16 protein-coding genes are annotated in these 19568 nt (G+C 57.1%); all 16 read right to left on the bottom strand.

Annotated elements, in window-relative coordinates:
- Positions 1-258: 258 nt before the first annotated feature.
- A complete protein-coding gene (gene gltA / locus ACUVTA_RS03140) occupies positions 259-1677 on the bottom strand; it encodes an NADPH-dependent glutamate synthase (protein ID WP_445951527.1) in 1419 nt (472 codons plus the stop codon).
- On the bottom strand, positions 1677-2516 hold the full coding sequence (locus ACUVTA_RS03135) for a sulfide/dihydroorotate dehydrogenase-like FAD/NAD-binding protein (RefSeq protein WP_445951526.1): 840 nt from the start codon (positions 2514-2516) through the stop codon (positions 1677-1679). Before ACUVTA_RS03135 ends, gltA begins: the two co-directional genes overlap by 1 nt.
- A 60-nt stretch (positions 2517-2576) precedes the next feature.
- On the bottom strand, positions 2577-3374 hold the full coding sequence (locus ACUVTA_RS03130; protein ID WP_445951525.1) for a methyltetrahydrofolate cobalamin methyltransferase: 798 nt from the start codon (positions 3372-3374) through the stop codon (positions 2577-2579).
- Between the two features lie 12 nt (positions 3375-3386).
- Entirely contained in the window at positions 3387-4331 is a 945-nt protein-coding gene (locus ACUVTA_RS03125; RefSeq protein WP_445951524.1) for an acetyl-CoA decarbonylase/synthase complex subunit delta, read from the bottom strand.
- 16 nt (positions 4332-4347) lie between these two features.
- Complete coding sequence (locus ACUVTA_RS03120) at positions 4348-5100, bottom strand: ATP-binding protein (RefSeq protein WP_445951523.1); 753 nt, start codon at positions 5098-5100, stop codon at positions 4348-4350.
- A gap of 12 nt (positions 5101-5112) precedes the next feature.
- Positions 5113-7008: an ASKHA domain-containing protein gene (locus tag ACUVTA_RS03115; protein WP_445951522.1), complete on the bottom strand. Its 1896-nt coding sequence runs from the start codon at positions 7006-7008 to the stop codon at positions 5113-5115.
- Positions 7009-7018: 10 nt separating this feature from the next.
- Complete coding sequence (gene acsC / locus ACUVTA_RS03110) at positions 7019-8353, bottom strand: acetyl-CoA decarbonylase/synthase complex subunit gamma (protein ID WP_445951521.1); 1335 nt, start codon at positions 8351-8353, stop codon at positions 7019-7021.
- Between the two features lie 40 nt (positions 8354-8393).
- Positions 8394-10601, bottom strand: a complete 2208-nt coding sequence (gene acsB / locus ACUVTA_RS03105) for an acetyl-CoA decarbonylase/synthase complex subunit alpha/beta (protein WP_445951520.1) — start codon at positions 10599-10601, stop codon at positions 8394-8396.
- Positions 10594-12528: an anaerobic carbon-monoxide dehydrogenase catalytic subunit gene (cooS, locus tag ACUVTA_RS03100; protein ID WP_445951519.1), complete on the bottom strand. Its 1935-nt coding sequence runs from the start codon at positions 12526-12528 to the stop codon at positions 10594-10596. Before cooS ends, acsB begins: the two co-directional genes overlap by 8 nt.
- Before the next feature lie 11 nt (positions 12529-12539).
- Complete coding sequence (locus ACUVTA_RS03095; protein ID WP_445951518.1) at positions 12540-14993, bottom strand: molybdopterin-dependent oxidoreductase; 2454 nt, start codon at positions 14991-14993, stop codon at positions 12540-12542.
- Between the two features lie 20 nt (positions 14994-15013).
- Complete coding sequence (locus ACUVTA_RS03090) at positions 15014-15535, bottom strand: NADH-ubiquinone oxidoreductase-F iron-sulfur binding region domain-containing protein (protein WP_445951517.1); 522 nt, start codon at positions 15533-15535, stop codon at positions 15014-15016.
- Positions 15532-17379: an NADH-ubiquinone oxidoreductase-F iron-sulfur binding region domain-containing protein gene (locus ACUVTA_RS03085; RefSeq protein WP_445951528.1), complete on the bottom strand. Its 1848-nt coding sequence runs from the start codon at positions 17377-17379 to the stop codon at positions 15532-15534. Before ACUVTA_RS03085 ends, ACUVTA_RS03090 begins: the two co-directional genes overlap by 4 nt.
- 26 nt (positions 17380-17405) lie before the next feature.
- Positions 17406-17861 (bottom strand): NADH-quinone oxidoreductase subunit NuoE family protein, encoded by a 456-nt coding sequence (locus ACUVTA_RS03080; protein ID WP_445951516.1) that lies wholly within the window; start codon positions 17859-17861, stop codon positions 17406-17408.
- Entirely contained in the window at positions 17848-18609 is a 762-nt protein-coding gene (locus ACUVTA_RS03075; RefSeq protein ID WP_445951515.1) for an ATP-binding protein, read from the bottom strand. The genes ACUVTA_RS03080 and ACUVTA_RS03075 overlap by 14 nt, the downstream gene beginning before the upstream one ends.
- A gap of 222 nt (positions 18610-18831) precedes the next feature.
- Complete coding sequence (locus ACUVTA_RS03070; RefSeq protein ID WP_445951514.1) at positions 18832-19119, bottom strand: hypothetical protein; 288 nt, start codon at positions 19117-19119, stop codon at positions 18832-18834.
- Positions 19120-19180: 61 nt separating this feature from the next.
- Positions 19181-19333, bottom strand: a complete 153-nt coding sequence (locus tag ACUVTA_RS03065) for a hypothetical protein (protein ID WP_445951513.1) — start codon at positions 19331-19333, stop codon at positions 19181-19183.
- Positions 19334-19568: the final 235 nt, after the last annotated feature.

Below are 19568 nucleotides of genomic sequence, written 5' to 3'. Positions count from 1 at the left end.
AGTTTATTAAACATAAAGTAAATCAAGGCATTCGGCACAAATCAAGGTATTCGGCACCCACCCGGAAAGTCCTTTAAATTTTATCCTCCTCTGGCTGGCCAGATACACCGAAAAAGAAAACCAGGGAAACTCCCTGGTATTTCACCCTTACGTATTATAGCTAAAAAAAGTAAGAAAAGCAATACTCCATCCTCCAGAGACCGTCGAAAGTTCTGGCAAAAGATTCCTTCTCCTAAACAGGCGCAGACCTTCTGGCGATTATCTCCCGGCAGCAAGGTAGGCGTCTATCGCCTTAGCCGCCCTTTTCCCTGCCCCCATTGCCAGAATCACCGTTGCCGCCCCCGTTACGCTATCACCACCAGCAAAAACCCCAGGCCGGCTGGTCTGGCCGGTCGTTTCGTCTACTACTATCCCCCCGAACTTCGTGAGTTTAAGCCCAGGTGTGGTGTCAGCAATAAGCGGGTTGGGGGTAGTACCAATCGCAATGATCACCGTTTCCACCTCAAGGCAATGCTCCGACCCGGCTTTAGGAACCGGTCTTCTCCTTCCCGAAGCATCGGACTCACCAAGCTCCATCGTCACACACTCAAGACCCTTGACCCAACCGTTATCATCACCCAGGATACGTACGGGATTGGTAAGCAGCTTGAACTCGACTCCTTCTTCCCTAGCGTGGTGAATCTCTTCCCGCCGCGCCGGCATTTCTTCTTCCGAACGCCGGTAAACGATGTAAACCTTCGCGGCACCTAGCCTGAGCGCACAACGCGCCGCATCCATCGCCACGTTGCCACCGCCGATAACGGCCACCCGTCGGCCGATCTTGATGGGCGTATCGTATTCGGGAAACCGGTAAGCCCGCATCAGGTTAATGCGGGTCAAAAACTCGTTGGCTGAGAACACCCCGTTGAGATTTTCCCCGGGTATCCGTAAAAACTGCGGCAGTCCCGCCCCGGTGCCGATAAAAATCGCGTCGTAGCCCTCTGAGAAAAGCTCGTCAACACTCAGGATCTTACCGATTACCATGTTGGTTTGAATCTCTACGCCGAGCTTTCTCAGGTTGTCAATCTCCCGCTGCACCACGCGCTTCGGCAGCCTGAACTCCGGAATCCCGTAAACCAGAACCCCTCCGGGGGTATGGAACGCTTCGAATATAGTTACCTGGTAACCCATTTTGGCGAGGTCGGCAGCGCAGGTAAGACCGGCCGGTCCGGAGCCGATTACCGCAACCTTCCCTTTTGGCGGGGCAGAGTTCGTAGGCTCGTGGCGGGGTTCCCCGCAAGAAGCCGCGTAATCGGCCGCAAAGCGCTCGAGCCGGCCAATCGCGACCGGTTCCCCTTTTTCTCCCCGTAAACAATGTTTTTCGCACTGGTTCTCCTGGGGACAGACCCGCCCGCAGATCGCCGGTAGGTTGTTGGTTTCTAGGATTTTATAATAGGCCTCAAGAAACTTCCCCTCTTCAATGAGCATAATAAACTCAGGAATTTTTACGTTTACCGGACAACCTTGTATACACCGCGGTTCCTTGCATCGGAGACAGCGCCGGGCTTCTTCCACCGCCTGCTCGGGAGTGTAGCCGAGAGCAACCTCGTCGAAATTCTTAATCCTGACCTGCGGGTCCTGCGCCGGCATCGGCACCTTGGTCTTTGCCAGGTTGGGCTTACGCTTAGGCTCCGCCATCAAACTCTCTCCTTCAAGCTACGCTGGAGCAGCTCCATGGCCGTTTTCTCTTCTTCCCGGTACATGACCGTTCGCTTGATCACCTCGTCAAAGTCAACCAGGTGGCCGTCGAACTCCGGCCCGTCAACGCAGGCGAACTTCGTCTGGCCGCCCACCGTAAGCCGGCAGCAGCCACACATTCCCGTGCCGTCCACCATTATCGGGTTCATGCTCACTACCGTCGGCAACCCGTACTGCCGCGTAAGGTTGCTCACCACCTTCATCATGATGAGTGGGCCGACGGCGATTGCCCGGTCGTACCTGTTTCCTTCGTCGAGCAATCTTTTCAAAACGTCGGTAACAAATCCCTTATACCCCTTGGAACCATCATCCGTAGCGATATAGAGGTTTGCGCAGTAGGGCTTAATCTCCTCTTCGAGGATGATCAGGTCCTTGTTGCGGGCGCCGATGATGCAGTCAACTTTCGTCCCTCGTCTGTGCAACTCCTTGACCTGGGAAAATACCAGTGCCGTCCCAAGTCCGCCGCCGACGACAACCACCCGCTGCAACCCCTCGAGGTCGGTAGGTTTACCGAGAGGCCCTACCAGGTCGAGGATGTGGTCCCCTTCTCCCAACCGCCCAAGAAGCGTGGTGGTTTTACCAACTTCTTGGAAAATGATAGTAATTGTTCCCTTCTCCCGGTCGTAGTCCGAAATCGTCAGGGGTATCCGTTCCCCTTTTTCATAGACCCGCAGGATCACGAACTGGCCCGGTTGTGCCTTCTTGGCAATCAGGTGATTCTCAACCTCGATAAGCTTTACGGCTGGCGCCAGGACTTTTTTTTTCAGAATCCCGTTCACCGCCAAAATCCCCCTCTATATGACGTAGTAAAAACCCCCCCTACATTGGGGGATTACTTTTTAACGCTGCCGGAAGGTCTTGAGATAAGAATCGCAATAGATCTCCTTATTTAAGAGAATGCTTGCCGTAGCGGCAACGTCCACCAACTCGCTGTCCTCTACATCCGCAATGGCCGCATCCAACCCGCAAGCCATCGCCATCGCCAGGAAGGTACGGTTGATGAGCGGCCGGTTCGGGCAACACTGGGAAATATTTGAAAGACCTACGACCGTCCGCGGCGCCGGAGTCGCCAGGAGCTTCACCCGCCGGATAACCTCCAGGACTTCCGGTCCGTGGTCTTGGGCTACATTCACCGGTAACACGAGGGGGTCGATGTACAGCTCATCTAACGGAATCCCGTGGGCATCTGCATTGGCTACTAACTCCATCGCCAGCGCCAACCGGTCGTGCGCGTCTTTCGGGACGCCTTTTTCGTTCATCGCCAGTCCGATGATGGCCGCGCCGTATTTGGCCGCCATCGGGAAGTAAATATCCATCTTCCACTGGTCGGCGGTGGTGGAGTTGATCATCGCCTTACCCCGGTGGACTTTCAGCCCCGCCTCGATGGCATCCGGGTTCGTAGAGTCGATACAGCACGGCAGTGGACTTGCTTCTTGCGCCACCTTTACCAGCCACTCCATTGCCGCCGGCTGGTCTTCCGCTGCTACTGTTGGGCCGGTATTGATATCGAGATATCGCGCGCCGTTCTGCGTCTGCAGGATGGCGTGTCTTTTAACGGGCTCCGGGTCGCGGTTTATAATCGCCTCGCGGATATCTTTGAACATCCCGTTGATGCGCTCGCCGATTAAAATCATCATTCTCGCCTCCTCTTAATATTTCTGCGGCTGCATCATCTTGGCAATATGCTCCTTGATGTACTGCAACGATTCCGGGTGGCGCACCACGGCAATGTGACCGCCGGCGTGAATGAGGGAGACAGCCGTGGTTATTTCCCACAAAATGGCCCGCTTCTTATGCTCCCCCCACTCCGCCGTGTCGGGTGTCTTCGCCTCCTTGGTCTTCCAAACTTCCTGCCCAACCAACAGGATCACCGGCATGGAAAGCATCTTGTCTCCCCTCAGCGCCCCAGTACGCACCCGCTCAATGATCGAGTAGGCATACTCGATTCCGTAACCAAGAGCACCGATCGAGGGGTCGATCACGATCCGGTTAGGCTCCAGGTTCATCTCGGTGATCAGGATGTTGAGCTGCTTTGCCAGGTTAATATCAATCGGGCTGGAGGCGATTACCGCATGTCCGTTGGCGATACAGCCAGCAACGATCGACTTGTAGTTCTCCTGGGTCGCGCAGCCGAGGAGGCAATTCCTGCCAGACAAGGCGCTAGCCACCTCCGGCAGAACCACGGCATCTTTTTCCTCCACGCCGCAGCCAAGGACAACGAGCGGTACCTCAACCGCTTCAGCCACCGCAGCCGCCACCCGCGCCGCCTCCTCGGGTGAGGCATTTTCCCCGTCCGGGTGGGTGCGCGTCAGCCGCAGCGCTACCAGGTCGGCCCCGTAATCCTGGCACCTTTTCGCCCAGGCTACCGGGTCGCTTAGAACCCCTTCGTAAGCCCCGGTCAGGAACTCCGGCCATTCCTGGGGCGGCGCATCAAAAACCTCAAGCGCCACCACCGGAGGGTTCGGAATCTCCCCTTCAAAGTGGAGGAAGGGCAGGGTCGCGTCACCCCCCACCTTAACCTGTTTCGGGCCGGTGCCGAGAACCGTCTCAAGACACCTGCTGGCCCACCGCTCCTTGGCGATCGCCACCGTCATCGTTACCCCAACCTTCCTACAAAATTTTGGCTTGCGATAGAATCCCGCCGACCGCTACCACCGCCGGTGAATCGTCCGGCAGGGAAACAAGTGGCCGGGAGTGAAGATCGTATTCGGTCACCGCCGGATCCGCAGGAACTAGCCCTGCATACTCAAGGCCGGTAGCTTCAATTTCCGGCCACAACACATCTATATCGGCGGGCTGTCCCCGGTTGACGACCAGGTATTTTCTTTTGATCCCCAACTTCAAACTATCAGCCAACTCCCGGATACGCCCCGCCGAACGGACCCCCCTAACCGTCGCATCAGAAAGGATAAAAAGAAGATCCACGTTCTGGGTGGTCCGGCGGCTTAAGTGTTCGAGCCCCGCTTCGTTATCCATCACTATATAGCGGTAGTTTGCCGCCAAATCTTTGAGGAAACCACGCAAGAGATTATTCACGTAACAGTAACAGCCGGGCCCTTCCGGCCCCCCCATCACCAGCACATCCACGTCTTTTCCTTCGGCTAAAGACTGGTGAATCCGGTAAGCAACGTACCTATCCTTAGTCATCCCCGCTGGGATGCTCTCACGGTCCTCCGCTACCGCCCGCATAATATCGGCAATCGAATCAGGGGCTTCAATCCCCAACGCCTGCGCCAGATTCGCATTAGCGTCTGCATCCACGGCCAAAATGGGCCGCTTTCCTGCTTTGAGCAGGTGCTTGACCACCAGCGCCACAAAGGTGGTCTTCCCTGTGCCCCCTTTACCTGCTACCGCGATAAACATCAATCACGTTCCTTATCTTATCGATGGGAAAAGGTTTAAATCAGTGTGCGGCAGGAAGAGCGCCGCCATGAACTCTTCCATGAAGCGGTTGCCGATGCTCAGTTCCACGTAAGTGACCCGTTTGGCAATCACCTTCATCTCTTCCCAAGCCGTCCGGGAAAGAAGCGCCAAACGTGCCCCTTTAAGGGAACTATTACCAATATAAGTATAACGCTCGAGGGGTAGATCGGGAAGCATCCCGATTGCAATTGCGTCCCGGATATTTAGAAACTTCCCGAATCCGCCCGCGATAAAAACTTTCTCTACCGCCTCGAGCGGCAGTCCCACATTCGCCAAGAGAGTCCTGATCCCGGCAAAAATGGCCGCCTTTGCCCGCATCAGGTTCTGGATATCGGCCTGCGTGACGAAAATTTCTCTACCAGCACTCGTCTCATTTTCCCACGCCAGCACAAACTCAGGACCTTCACTGCCTTCCCGGACCCGCGGCGACTCCTGCCCCGGCATAAACCGGCCGCCCCGGTCGATAACACCGGCCTGATAGAGGGAGGATAGCAGTTCGATTAGCCCAGAACCGCAGATGCCGAGCGGTTTCTCTCCGCCAACGGTGCGGTAAATCACCTCAAAGCCGCCCGGGAGAACCCGAACCGCTTCGATCGCGCCGGGCGTCGCCTGCATCCCACAACTAATCCCACTTCCTTCGAAAGCCGGTCCCGCCGAGCAGGCACAGGCCATAAGCCACTCCTTATTCCCCAGGACCATCTCCCCGTTCGTGCCGATATCAAGGAAGAGGCTGAGCGGCTCCGCCGCCGCGATACCAGAAACTCTAATTCCTGCCGTTATATCGCCACCGACGTAGCTCGCGACTCCCGGCAGGCAGTAAACCCACGCCTCGGGGTGCACAGCAAGACCCAGCTCAGCGGCTCTGGCTGGTGGCGGCATGTTAGCCGCTGGGATATAGGGTTCGAGGCGGATATAGGTTGGATCTATCCCGAGAAAAAGGTGCACCATCGTCGTGTTCCCGGCACAAACCACCGCCCGGACATCCTCCGGCCCCAAACCACGAAGACGCAGCAATTCGCCGACCAGCCCGTTTATCGTCTCCGTTACCGCCGTCTGCAGGGTCGCCTGGCCGCCGGCGGTTTCGGTGGCGTATATGATTCGCGAAATCACGTCGTCCCCGAAGGCCGCCTGGCGGTTATACGTTCCCGCCGTTGCAACTACGCTTCCCGTGGCAAGGTCTACTAGCTCTGCCGCCACCGTGGTCGTCCCGATATCTACGGCAAGACCAAAGGGCCCCGCCAGGTCGCCGCCAGGGGGTCTGACTCCCTGAATCTCCGTTGCGCCCTCGAGTGCCGCCAACTCAACGGCCGCCTGCCAGTTCGCCTCCCGTAGCACCCGCGGGAGGCTGCGCAACAGGGCGTAACCCACCCAAAACGGCGCCCTTTCTCCGTGTTGCTGGAGGATCCAGGTCAGCCGTCCGTAATCGTCCGTGTTGTCGCTCAGCGTCGGCGGCGCCAGCGTAACGAGACGACGTACGAAAAGAGGCTGCAGGGGGGTTTCTTCCGCCTCACTAACGGTCAAGACCCCCGACTCGCGCTCGTCGAGAAGCACGCGGTGCTCCGTAAGCCTCGATTCCTCGGGAACGTAAACGGTAACATCATCCTCCGGGACTGCGAGGCAGGCGAGAACCCAACCCGCCGCCTCCTCCTCCGGAGTAACCCTGCCCTGGCCGGAAAGGCTTACCTTGCCACTTTTAACCTGGACACGGCAGCGGCCGCAGACCCCTTTGGCGCCACACGCGCCGCGTAGCGTGATCCCCGCCTTGGTTGCTGCCTGGAGAAGCGTCTGGCCTGGCTCCACCGTAACCGAAAGCTTATCCGGGAGGAAAAAAACCATCTTTCCCGGCATCACGGCCCCCTTAAGTCCAGAACTGTTTTAAAAACGCTGGAATGCCGGCCGACTCGCGGGGACCCACCAGAACCTCCCACCCCGAGAGTTCCTGGAGTTTGCCGCTCAAAACCGCCACGCCGCCGGGGATGATGACCTTCCGGTGTCCCACCCGGTCGGCAATCCCGCTCTCGTTCAGGGCCGCTGCGATCTTCTCCGGAGTAAATTTCCCCGCCGCCCAAGCGGTTAAGACCGAAGTGCCGTCCGTATCGACGGTGAGGATGTATCCTGGCACCCGGGAAGCCTCCACATCTCCCGCCACGCAGAAATAGGTAAGCGAGAAGTTGGTAGTGACGAAGACGGGTGACTGCGGCGTGACGGCCCCGATTTCGTAAATCTTCGGCTCCACCGCAATCGGCTTCTGCGGGTCCGTATAGATATTTAGGCGCAGCGTGATCAGCGGCAGGATTTCCGCGGGGTCAACGGTATCCAAAACAATAATCCCCGCATACTTAGCGAGCGGCACCGCCGCCTCCAAAACCCGCCGGACCGGGTCCGGATCATCCCCGAAGACAATGCTCGGGTAACCGAAAGGCCGGAAGCGTTTGAGGGCCTGCCGCCGGAGCTGCGTCTGGTCGGCAAGAACCTGGTTCACCTCACGAGCGCCCGTATCAAGCACGAGCTCTTTCGCGCCCGTAGCCACAACCTTGTTCACCAGGTCGGCTAGGTCCGCCAGACTCTCCCCTTTTACCGCTAAGGGCACCCCGTACTGCTTGGCGAGGGCGGCCATTTTCTCGTAATTCGCCGCCGTAGCCGCGTAAATGAGCGGCCTTTGCGCCGCCACCCCACCAAGCGCCGCCGCAACTGCATCGGGGTTCTCGCTGCCCAGAATTATCCCACGGTTTGTCTTCTCCTTCACAGCCTTTACAGCTGCCGCAAAGGTTGCCGGCTCACCCGACGTGTTTTCGACAAAAACCAAGTCCACACAGTGCATCTGCCCCACCCGGTCAAAGCAGAGCCGGTTAATCGCCTCTACCCGGGAAGTAAGCTCCGCCAGGGGCAGATGGTCCGGAACCTTGATCGCGATTCCTGCCGGGTGCTCGAAGCGCTTGTCGTGCCGGAAAAGCACCGTTTCGTTACCGATCGCGAGCACCCGTTCCCCACTACCAATCTTAACGAGCGCGATAGGCGGTGCAGAAGCCGCGCCCAGAACCTCCTTCGCCTGCTCGCTCACATGGGGGCACTTCTCCAGCGAGGTTTTACCCGCAGCAAGCTGCATGGCGAAAGCGAGACAGGTTGGCTGGCCGCACTCCTTGCAGTTAGTCTTAGGCAGGAGCTTATAAATCTCTAATCCGGTAAGCGCCATATCCCTACCTCTTTCTTCTAAATTTAAGCAAAATTACAGCCTACAACAATGGATCCATGGTTAGCGCCGGGTGTCCTTTTTCCTCAAGGAAGGGGAGAATTTCCTCCGCCGTCACCCCAACCGTTTCGTCGGCGATCTTGTCAATAAAGTCGCGGCCGAGCCCCAGTTCTTCCGCTCGCTCCTCCAGCACGGGGCGCATCTGCTCTTTAAAGTCCTTCGGCATCCAGACAATGCGGGCCAAGCCCCCATCGGCGATGATAAACTTTTTCGAAGCCAAGTAAGCCTTGCCGATACCCATAAACCCCGGCGTCTGCACTCCGCCGCCGATCATCCCGGCCAGCGTGGAAAAGGTCATCCCGCATGGCGTCATCCCCGCGTGCTCCCGGTTGACGATCATGAAGCCGTTGCATTCGGGAAGCATCACGATGACAGCCTCGAAGCAACCGCAGGAAGTGAGCGGATACTCCATGATCGTATAGAAATTAACCCGTTCGATGGTGCCGCGCGAATGCTGGAAAATGAAATCGTTACACGACTGCCACTGCCCCTTAACCGGATCGATAACACCCTTCTTTGGTACCGGCTGGTTGCTCCCGTGCGGGTTGATCTCGTAAGACGCTTTGGCGTCGAGCCAGCTCACCGAACCGCAGAGCCCCACCCGCTCCGGTAGGACCACGCATACATGTGTGGGCGCAAACGACTGGCAGAGGGTGCAGGAGTAAAAGGTATCGACCGTATCGTCGCTGAGTGCCTTCAGCCGTTCGTCGCGGTGGGCATAAATCCACCGCGCTTCTTCCCGCATCTCCAGCACTTTGGCCTCATCGGTATAAATGGTTACCTGCACCCGGTCAAGGATGCTGGCGAACTCCGACTTCATTTTCGCGTAAAGGATATCCCCAAAGTGACGTAGCCGGAAGCCCTGTTTGAAGGCCGCTTTGGAGATACGGAGCCAGTTAATGTCGCGCTGGCCCATGTGCCAAACACCCTGGGCATAATTAATAAAGTGATGGATCCGCCGTTCCAGTACCGGCTCAAAATCCTCCTGCATCTTTCGGCCGTAAACGTCCACGACAATCCCGAGCGGTAGCCGCCCACCTTCGGGTACCGTATCAATATCTGGCCCGATAACCTCGATCTTCCCGTCCTCCACCTCGGCAGCATCCCGCATCCGCACCAGCTCGAAGGCCGGTGTCCGCTGGCCGCCAAACTCCACGTGCATATCGCCTTTGCGAACGCTTTCACCCTCGAAAGCCGGACCGTAAGCAACAGGAACCGGAACCTTCGTTACAGTGATCTTCAAGCCGCGGACCTCGATCGCCCGGCTAACAATCTTGTCGTGCGGCACGTTGGAAACCACGTGCTCGTAAGTGCAGATACCCGTCGGCAGGATCTGCGGAATGTTGGTATCCGCGATGGAAGGAAAACCGAAGTTGATCGCGCCTGCCGCCTGAGCGTATTTCTCGTCGTCAACGTGACCGAGCGCGATAACGAAAGCGAAGATCCGGTTTTTGTTATAAAGTAAGACGCGGCGGAAATCGCCAGGCTTCACCCCACCGAAAGACATGGCTGCCCGGGCGGCAAAACCGAGCGAAAAAACCGTTGCGGTAATATCCTTGCCGAAGGGAACAAGCCGGGTTTCCCAACCGAGCTCCACCCCTTCTTCAGCCAGCTGTTCCGCAAAGCTTCGGCCATCAGTCTCCGCCGATATGAAAACGTAGAGGTTTTTCTCCTGGAGCTCCCGGGCGATCTTTACCGCAATCTCATTTGTCGGCGCAGCGCCGACGATGGCGGCAAAACCCGGGGCCGTTCCGTCAACGAACTCGATCCCCCGTTTCCTTAAGATAACGTCATCCGCCGCACCCAGCCAGAGGTTATCTCCGGTTGGTGCAGAAGTCATCGTATAGGGCGGCGGGCTCTCAAGATACTTGATCGCTTCGATAATTTCATCGGCAAACAGGGTCGCCATGCCCGCATCCAGCGCCGGACCCAAGTAAGGCAGCCAGACCCTCTCCGACGGAACAGGCGGAAGGAGCGATTTAGCCCGTTCGAGAACCGGTACCAAATCACCCACTTTTTCTACCACCATGCCCGTTATCCCGTAGATCACCGGCAAGTAATACCCCGTATTTGGGAAAGCTACCGGCGCGTCCGGCCCGTAAGTCTCCAGCGCCTGACGCAACGACTCCTCAGCCCGGCCAACAATCTTGTAGGCACCTCTGATTGCCGCAGTCGCAATGATCCTAGACAACTTCGAGCCTCCTCCTCATCTCCATATCGTAGAGCACCCGCTCCCTCGCGACGTCGATACCGAGGGCCTTCCGTTTCTCATCTATAATGGTGATAATTTGCCGCGCCATCGCCATTGGATCAGGTTCGAAGAACCAGACAGCGCCCACATCCTCCCTGATGCCATCGAAAAGGTAGTTAGAAAACCTCTCGCTCCCTGTTGAGGGGAAGGCTACACCGAAACCAACCGTAACCCCGCTCGTGACGAAATACTGGCCGATCGCGATCGCCTTTTCGCTCATCCATTCGGGAGCACAACCGCAAACCGGAACCTCAGAGAGATCCTCCCCCAACCCGCCTTCTTTCACAATCGCCGTGCCCGCCACCAGCAGCCGGCTGTTATCGACGCACGAGCCACAGTGGAGTACTGGTGGCATACCAACCGCTTCGCAAACCTCTTGCAAGCCGGAGCCCGCAAACTCCGCCGCCTCCGGTATAAGGAGCCCCTCCTTCGCGCAGTTGATCGCCGCGCATCCGGTAACCAGAACGAGGACGTTATTGGCGATCAATTCCCGAACAATGGTTGTATGAAGGGCACCGAAACGCACCCGTGGGTTGGAACAGCCGACAACCGCAGCCACACCGCGAATGCGACCGTTGATAATATTGTCGTTAAGTGGCCGGTACGAAGCGCGGAAGCGCCCGCCAAGCATGTAGTTAATCGTCTCGTGGCTGAAACCGGCAACAAGATCTACCTCTTCAGTAGGAATTTCTACCGTTCGGCGCTTGGGGAAGTTGGTGATAGCCCGCCGGATTATTTCCCGCGCCACTTCAAAGCCGTTTTCGTGGTTAAACTCCAGGTGGATCGCCCCCGGAATCTGGGCCCGGGAAGAGGTAGTAAAGAGCTCCGTATGGTAGCAGCGGGCTACCATACCGAGCCCCTGCATCACACACTGAACGTCGACCACCATCGCGTCAACCGCCCCGGTGGCGATCGCCAATTCCTGCTGCAGCACGCTCCCGGCCACCGGAACCCCTTTGCGCATCAAAATCTCGTTCGCGGTGCAACAAATGCCCGCGATATTGATGCCGTTGGCACCAACCCCGCGCGCCGCAAGCAGTAACTCTTCATCTTTGGCCGCCGCCACCATAAGCTCGGGTAACAGCGGTTCATGACCGTGGACGATAATATTTACCTGGTCAGCTTTCAGCACCCCTAGGTTCACCTTAGCCCGGATCGGCACCGGCGTCCCAAAAAGGATGTCTTGCAGTTCCGTGGCAATCATAGAACCGCCCCAGCCATCAGCCAGCGAAGTCCGCATCCCGTGGCGCATCAGGTGGACGTACTCCTGATCCACTCCGACCGAAGTCCGGTGCATCATCTCTACAACCTCGCGGTCGATGCCCCGGGGCACAACGCCCAGGCGCTGCCACACCTCCTGCCGCTTTGCCGGCGCCCGGCGAATAAAGTGTAGTTCCCCTTCCTGCTGACCAAACTCTCCCAGCAGCTTTAAACCAACCTCTTCAGCAAGACGGTTTTTGTTTTTACCTGCCGCCTCAATCCCCAGTTCTGCTGCGACGGCCCGTAACTTTTCCTCGTCCCGGATCTCAAAACCAGGCGCCTCCCCACGCGCCGCCGCCAGGAATGTCAGGACTACCTCCCGCGCGTGGTCGCTGTGCGCGGCCGCTCCCGCAGCGATCATCCGCCCGAAATTCCGCGCCGCAATTGTCTCCGCAGTGGCACCGCAGACGCCGGTAGCCGCACCCGGAACATTATCGCTCACCCGGCAAGGCCCCATATAACAGATACGGCAACAGGTGCCGCCAACCCCGTAAGGACACGGCTTCTTCTTAAGCGCGCGGTGAAACGCCGTTTCCACCCCTTCCCGGGTGGTCTTGGCGAGCATCTGCTGGCTGGCTGGGCAATTAGTAAGTGCTTTCTCGTTCACGGCTTTAAGTTTTATGCCTCCTCTTGTGATTTCCGGATCTCGACTTTAACCGCTCCGCACGCAACCCCGGGGGGCAGAAGTATATTGGTTTGCGCCGCAAAGGCCGGCATGGTTACCACCCCTGGCATGAGTGCGGCATCAATGCGCACAACACCGGTGGTCGCCCCGTAAAAACTTGTGATGTTAACTCTTGTACCTTCCACCAGTTGTAACCTCTCAGCATCCGTCAGCGAAAGAGCAACACCATCATCACGGTAAGAAAGTTGCCGTAAATCAGTATGCGCCACTCTGGAATAATCGTAAAAGCCGAAGCGGGAAGCAAGAGGCACAAGCCATAACTCTCCTTCTTGTCGTGCCTCCACCTCCGCCGTTACCGGCAGGAATTCCGGGCACGGCGCGCTACAAGAGTGTCCCTTCCCGACATCAGCTCCTGCTGCTTTACCACCGGTTAATTGGACATCAAAATCACATCCTGCGTCAAGCGCTATTTTCGACGCCAATTCAGCAAAAACCTGCACAGGAACAGGAATTTTCGCCGGCAATACCTGTTTACCCTGACGCAACTTGCCTTCCACATTCCAAACGGTCCCGCCGGTCTCGATATGGGTAGCCAGAGGCAAAACCACATCCGCCATGCGGGCCGTTTCGGTCAGAAAAAGATCCTGTACCACAAGGAACTCAAGCCGTTCGAGCCGCGCCCTTACCTTTCCGCACCCGGGGAAAGAGGCTACCGGGTCTTCCCCTAAGACGTAAAGCCCACGGAGAGGTGAATCCTCGGCAAGCACTGCCGCGGTTATCATCCCAGATTCCCCTATCACCCCGTCTTTAGCAGCAACCGCCCCCATCCGCCAGACACCGTGCGCGTTGAGCAGCGAATGGCCCAAGAAGAGCGCCTTCGCGGTTCTGCCCGTCAGGAGGCTCAGGTTCCAGACCGCACGCGCTGTATCTTCGGTTATTCCGTCCACCGCCAAAACCACAACACCCTTTTGCCCGGTATCGGCCCAGATTTCCGCCGCCGTAGCTATCTCTTCCGGGCCTACCCCCGTAGGTCTGCCTTCCGCCGCCGCTAATCCCGTCGCGAAGGCACCGAAATTGGGCAGGACCTCGATTCGGGAGCGCTCTTCGCCGAGGCGGGCCAAAACCGCCCCCGCAAGTTGTTGCAGGACAAGGTGCTCAGTGCCGGGAAATGCCCGGAGCCAGACCTTGGCCACCCTGGTTGGCCGTCCTTTATAAAACCCAAGATAGATGATCTGGGCTTTGTTGTCGGCCGCCCGCTTAATTTGGCCCCACACGGCAGGAACCCGGCGCCATACATCACCGAGCACCAAAATTACTTTGGCGTTTTCGATATCCGCAAGTGAGGCGTAGCCATCAGGGCCGCCGACCATGCGGTCGAGCTGCTGCAGCACCGCAAGGCCGGTAAACCGCACGCCGCTGTCGACATTCGCGGTGCCCAGCCCCTCGCGGAAAAATTTATAAAAGGCAAAAGCGACCTCGTTCGTAACCGTGCCACCCACGATGCCGCCGATGGCGTCCGGTCCGTACTTTTCCCGTAATTGCCGGAAGCGCGCCCCAACTAAATCGAGCGCCTCCGCCCAATCCACTTCCCTCAGTTCACCATTCCTGCGGATAAGAGGCGTAGTAAGCCTTGCTTTACTGGTCAAATAACCGTAACCAAAGCGCCCCCGAACACACAGGTAATCCGCCGGTGCCGCCGTAGAGACTTTTACAATCTCGTTTCGCTTAAGGTTTAGGTAGAGGCGACAGGCGCTACCGCAATAACCGCAGTAGCTCTCAGCTTTACTGAACTCCCACTCGCGCCCCTTGCGGCGCCGCTGTTTCTCTATCAAAGCCCCCGTAGGACAAACCCCCACGCAGCTGCCGCAGAAGTCGCAGCCCGCTTCCAAGAGCGGTTTCTCGAGGGGGGTCGCCACCTTGGTTTCAATCCCCCGCCGCATGAAGTCGAGAACGTCATTCCCCTGCGTTCGGCACACCCGTACACACCGGCCACAGAGGATACACAGATTGTAGTTGCGGATGATGAACGGGTTCTCCTCATCCACCGGATAACCCGGATCGCGTACCGGGAAGGAAGGCCGCTCGATGCCGAGTTCGTAAGCGTACTGCTGCAATTTACAGGCGCCGCTTTTCTCGCAGCTCAGGCAGAGCCCCGGATGACGCGATAGCAATAACTCGATAACGAACCGTCTGGCCTCCCGGATCTGCTCAGTGTCGGTCCGGACAACCATCCCTGGACTCACTTTGCGCATACAGGAAACCACAAGCCCCCGGACATTTTCAATCTCAACCACACAGAGGCGACAGGCCCCTGTCCCTTTTAGCCCTGGACAGTAGCAAAGGTGCGGAATCGCAATTCCGGCTGCCGCTGCGGCTTGCAGAATTGTGATCCCTTCGGGAACCAAAACTTCCTGGCCATCAATAGTCAGGATAACAGAATCGGCCACTTTTTGCTTCCCCCTTGTCTTCAGCTCACTTCTATCGCCTTTGCTTCGCAAACTGTCAGGCATAAACCGCAGCGCGTACACCTACTTCCGATGATCACGTAAGGACGGCTATCCGTCCGGAAGGGGATAAAGGACTCGCCTACAACCGCTCCCGCGGGGCAAATCTCCCGGCATTTACCGCATCCGGTGCAACGCTCGGGATTGATCGTGTAGCGCAGCAACTCCTCACAGGAGCGTTCCGGACAACGTTTATCCCGTACATGCGTTTCGAAAGCCGCGCGGTGGTCGCTGATTACCCGGGAGATTTTCTCCACCGCCTCTTGCCCATGTTTGCAGAGCGCCGTGATAAAAACCTCGGCGCAGATCTTCGCCAGTTGGTCAATATCCGCAGACGTTGCGGTCCCCCGGCGCAAGCGCCGAAAAATATCGATAATTAGCGGGGCCGCGGTCAGACAGGGGAGGCAACGCCCACACAGGCGCTCCTCGGTAAAGGCCAGGTACTCCTCGTACGCTTGCGTCACCACACAGGTTGCGCCGGTCATACCGCTTCCTCCTTTACCCCCGGTTCAACGCGGATGCAGTTCGTCGGGCAGACCGCGATGCACGTACCGCATTTCTGACACAACGTATTCTCAATATAAAAACCGTCCCGCTCCTCCAGTACCGCACCGTAGGGACAGCTCTGCTGACAGAGGCCGCAGAGAACACAATCTTCACCGATTACATAGTTACCAAGGCTGGTGCAAGCACCGGCCGGACAGTATTTCTGACGGATATGCGCCTCGTATTCCGCCCGAAAATACTTGATAGTCGAAAGCACCGGATTCGGCGCGCTCTGCCCCAAACCACAGAGCGACGTCTTTTTTACCATCCGCCCGATCGCTTCGAGACGCTCAATATCCCCCTCTTCTCCTTTACCAGCCACAATCCGGTTGAGTATCTGGAGCATCTCGTAAGTGCCGATCCGACAGGGCGGGCACTTGCCGCAGGACTCACTCTGGGTAAAAGACAAGAAAAACCGGGCAAAGTCGACCATACAGGTTCTGTCGTCAACTACTACCATCCCACCGGAACCCATTATCGACCCGAGCCGCGTGAGCGACTCGAAATCGACCGACGCGTCGAGATACGCCTCAGGGATGCACCCGCCAGACGGGCCGCCGGTCTGAACCGCCTTAAACCTTCCTTCTCCCATAACACCGCCGCCCACTTTAAAAACAACTTCCTTAAGGGTCATCCCCATCGGTACCTCAATCAGCCCGGTGTTACGCGTCTTTCCCGTGATGCAAAAGGTCTTCGTCCCTTTGGACCCTTCGGTGCCGTACTGCGCGTACCAGTCACCACCGTTCAGAATAATCGCCGGGATGTTCGCGAAGGTTTCTACGTTGTTGAGACACGTTGGCATTCCCCATAACCCCTGTTCGACCGACCGGGGCGGGGTTACCCGTGGCTCAGGGCGCTTCCCCTCAATGGAAATCATCAGCGTCGTCGACTCCCCGCAGACGTACGCGCCCGCCCCTTTCTTCACGCGCAGGTCGAAGTTGAAGTTCGTGCCGAGGATCCGCTCGCCCAAAAGGCCCCGTTCCCGGGCCTGCTCTATGGCAAGTTCAAGGCGCTTAACGGCCAGGGGATACTCAGCGCGAACGTAGATATAGCCTTCATCGGAACCAATGGCATAAGCGCAGATTAACATCCCCTCCAAGACGGAATGCGGGTTTCCCTCCATAATCGAGCAGTCCATAAAAGCCCCCGGGTCGCCCTCGTCGCCGTTACAGATGACGTATTTCTTCTCCCCCGGTGCCCGGCGCGCCCCTTCCCATTTTCTTCCCGTAGGAAAACCAGCACCGCCGCGCCCCCTCAGCCCCGACTTCTTGACCTCTTCTATTACTTCTTCCGGATTCATTTCGGTGAGCGCCTTAGCCAGAGCGAGATAACCCCCAACGGCGATGTAGTCTTCGATGTCCATCGGGTTAATTTCGCCAAGGTCCTTCATAATAGCAATTCGCGTCTGGTAACGGTAAAAGGACATATCCTCCTTCCGCCGGCAAACCTTACCCGTCTCCGGATCGCGGTAGAAATGCTGCGGCAGCTCAACACCGCGACGAAGGGCGATATCAACTATTTTAGGAACGTCAAAAACGGAAACCTTATTAAAAAAGAACTGGTAAGGCTCCATAGAAACAATTGGCGCGCCCTGGCAGAAGCCCTGGCACCCCACCGGGACCACCTTCGCCTCCAATCCCTGACGCTCTACCTCCGCTTGAAAAGTCCGGAAAATCTCCTCCGCACCGCCGCTCATACAGCTGGTCCCCATGCAGACTTTGACTTTCTTCTGAATCTGCGCCCGCTCGGCGGCCAATCTTTTCGCCAGAGCCTCGAGCGCCATCCGGCTTTCAATCCTGGCCAACAGCCTCACTCCTTTTTCAGAACCGATAGAACCTTACTAGGATCAAGCACCTGTTGCGTCCGCTCATTAATTACGACCACCGGCGCCAGAGCACAAGCTCCTACACACCTGACAGTTTCGAGGGTATATTTTAGATCTGGCGATGTCTCACCACACTTAAGGCCCAATCCTTCCTCCAGCTTTGCCAGCACGCGGGCAGCACCCCGAACGTGACAGGCCGTCCCCATGCAAACCTGGATGATGTTCTTGCCCCGCGGCGTAAAGTAGAAACGCGCGTAAAACGAAGCTACCCCGTAAATTTCCGCTAAAGAAAGCCCGCGCTCCGCAGCTACCACAGACAAAGCTTCCTCCGGCAGATAGCCAAACTCTTGTTGAATATCTTCCAGGATGTCATTCAAAACGCCATCTTTTCCTCTGTATCGCGCCACAATTTCCCGGGCCCGCGTCTCAATGGTGGTCACGCTCCCTCTCCCCTTCAAGCACGTCTTTTAGCTTTTTTACTGCCGCCCAAAATTCCCCGCCGGGCTCCCCACCCTGGTAGGTCATTTCATCGAATGGAAGCATCCCCTTTACCTTTCCGGGGAAAGTAGCCGCAACCTTGCCCGCTTCGTCCGGTGACCGCACCTTATTGCCAACCACGATGATCCACGGCACACCAATCTCCACCGCCAGCTTTTCTACCAGCTTGGCCGTATGGATGCTTCGCTCATTGGGCTCCGTAACAATCACCATCACGTCCACGCCGCGCGCCGTTCCGCGGGAAAGATGCTCAATCCCCGCCGGCATATCCATCACCACCACCTCGTCCCGTTCGAGAAGCAGCGCGCTAACCAGCGCGTTCAGGAACGCGTTTTCCCGGCAATAACAGCTCGTCCCCGCCTTTTTCAGCTCCCCCATGCGAATAAAGAGAATGTTATCCAGCCGGTAACAGAAATCATCGAGCACCTTGCCCAACTCCGGGTTCAGCCGGAAAAACTCCCCTTCGCCACCCATTATCTCCCGGATCTGGTCTTTAAGCTCGATAACCGGCCGGATTCCCGCCGCTTCTTCCGGCAAAAGCCCAAGGGCCAGCGCCAGCGAGGCATCAGGGTCGGCGTCTACGGCGTAGACCCGCCGGTGGGTAGCAGCGTACGTCCGGATCAGAGCCGCCGCCAGAGTCGTCTTGCCCGCCCCACCCTTACCGGAAACCGCAATCTTTATTCCCCGCACAGCGCCAGATCCTACCTCGTCTTTATAAATATTATATATAAAATTTCCGTCTCCGGCCTGTAAATGCTCGCTAACCTAACGGGCAAAATTAGTCTTTCAAGCGCGCAAAAAGTGAATTTAATGGTTACTAAAAACCGCTTAGAAACAAAAAAACGGACACAAAAATTAAAGGGAGCGCTTGCGCTCCCACCAATATCGGCCTCCGGTAGCGGCGTCCCTTAACTATTTAAATAATAAAAACCGGCGTTTTAAGAAGCGGTATTCATAAAGGTAACCGAAACCGCTCAATCCTAAGATCAATACAATCACCGCTTTAAGCCATCTTATCGTGCGCGTCAGGCGAAGGATATACTCCTTTCGGGAATTTACCAGGCGTTCCATATCGCGCTGCAGCCGGGCTAATTTCTCCTTCTCCCGCTGGATCGCCGCCCGTTCCCTCATAAACCGTAAGTTTTCCTCCCGCGCGGCAAAAAGGGCCTGGCTCAAATCTCTAACCCTTAACTCTAGCAAGTAGGCTCCGCTCTGATCCGGGGTCTGCGATAGGGCATTCCAGAGCACCAGCCCCTCCGGCTCAGGTAAGTTCACCCCCATAAAATAGGCAGATGAAACGCTCTGTCCGGGGCGAAAGTTTGGCCTCTTCAAACCGCGCTTCCGTAGCCCCAGCGGAACAAAGTAACAGCCAGAAAAAAAGAGGAAGAATGATAAGCGCCAGGCTTACCCGCATCTGTCTCCCCCCGGACAAAATGATAGCCCTTACCATAATTACGGAAAGCCGGCACCGCTTATGCCTACCGCATCTGGCACCCTGTACTTTATTCCCACCAAAAATTTATTCCGCATTATGTATAAAGCCTATAACCACTGGAAATAATGAAAACAGCTCCGCTAAAAACTCTATCTCTCCATCCAGCGGCTTCTACCGCTGGACTTTTTTAACTCTCTCTCCCACGGCCCCTTGA

It is taken from the genome of Thermodesulfitimonas sp. (genome assembly GCF_052743955.1).
Note: the sequence above shows the minus strand (reverse complement) of the source record. Positions and strands in the feature narration are given on the sequence as shown.

Bases quoted from the DNA above. Each gene is read 5' to 3' on its own strand.
- gltA (WP_445951527.1), bottom strand. From the start codon at position 1,677: ATGGCGGAGCCTAAGCGTAAGCCCAACCTGGCAAAGACCAAGGTGCCG.
- ACUVTA_RS03130 (WP_445951525.1), bottom strand. From the start codon at position 3,374: ATGATGATTTTAATCGGCGAGCGCATCAACGGGATGTTCAAAGATATC.
- ACUVTA_RS03125 (WP_445951524.1), bottom strand. From the start codon at position 4,331: ATGACGGTGGCGATCGCCAAGGAGCGGTGGGCCAGCAGGTGTCTTGAG.
- ACUVTA_RS03120 (WP_445951523.1), bottom strand. From the start codon at position 5,100: ATGTTTATCGCGGTAGCAGGTAAAGGGGGCACAGGGAAGACCACCTTT.
- ACUVTA_RS03115 (WP_445951522.1), bottom strand. From the start codon at position 7,008: ATGCCGGGAAAGATGGTTTTTTTCCTCCCGGATAAGCTTTCGGTTACG.
- acsC (WP_445951521.1), bottom strand. From the start codon at position 8,353: ATGGCGCTTACCGGATTAGAGATTTATAAGCTCCTGCCTAAGACTAAC.
- ACUVTA_RS03090 (WP_445951517.1), bottom strand. From the start codon at position 15,535: ATGACCGGCGCAACCTGTGTGGTGACGCAAGCGTACGAGGAGTACCTG.
- ACUVTA_RS03085 (WP_445951528.1), bottom strand. From the start codon at position 17,379: ATGGCGCTCGAGGCTCTGGCGAAAAGATTGGCCGCCGAGCGGGCGCAG.
- ACUVTA_RS03065 (WP_445951513.1), bottom strand. From the start codon at position 19,333: ATGCGGGTAAGCCTGGCGCTTATCATTCTTCCTCTTTTTTTCTGGCTG.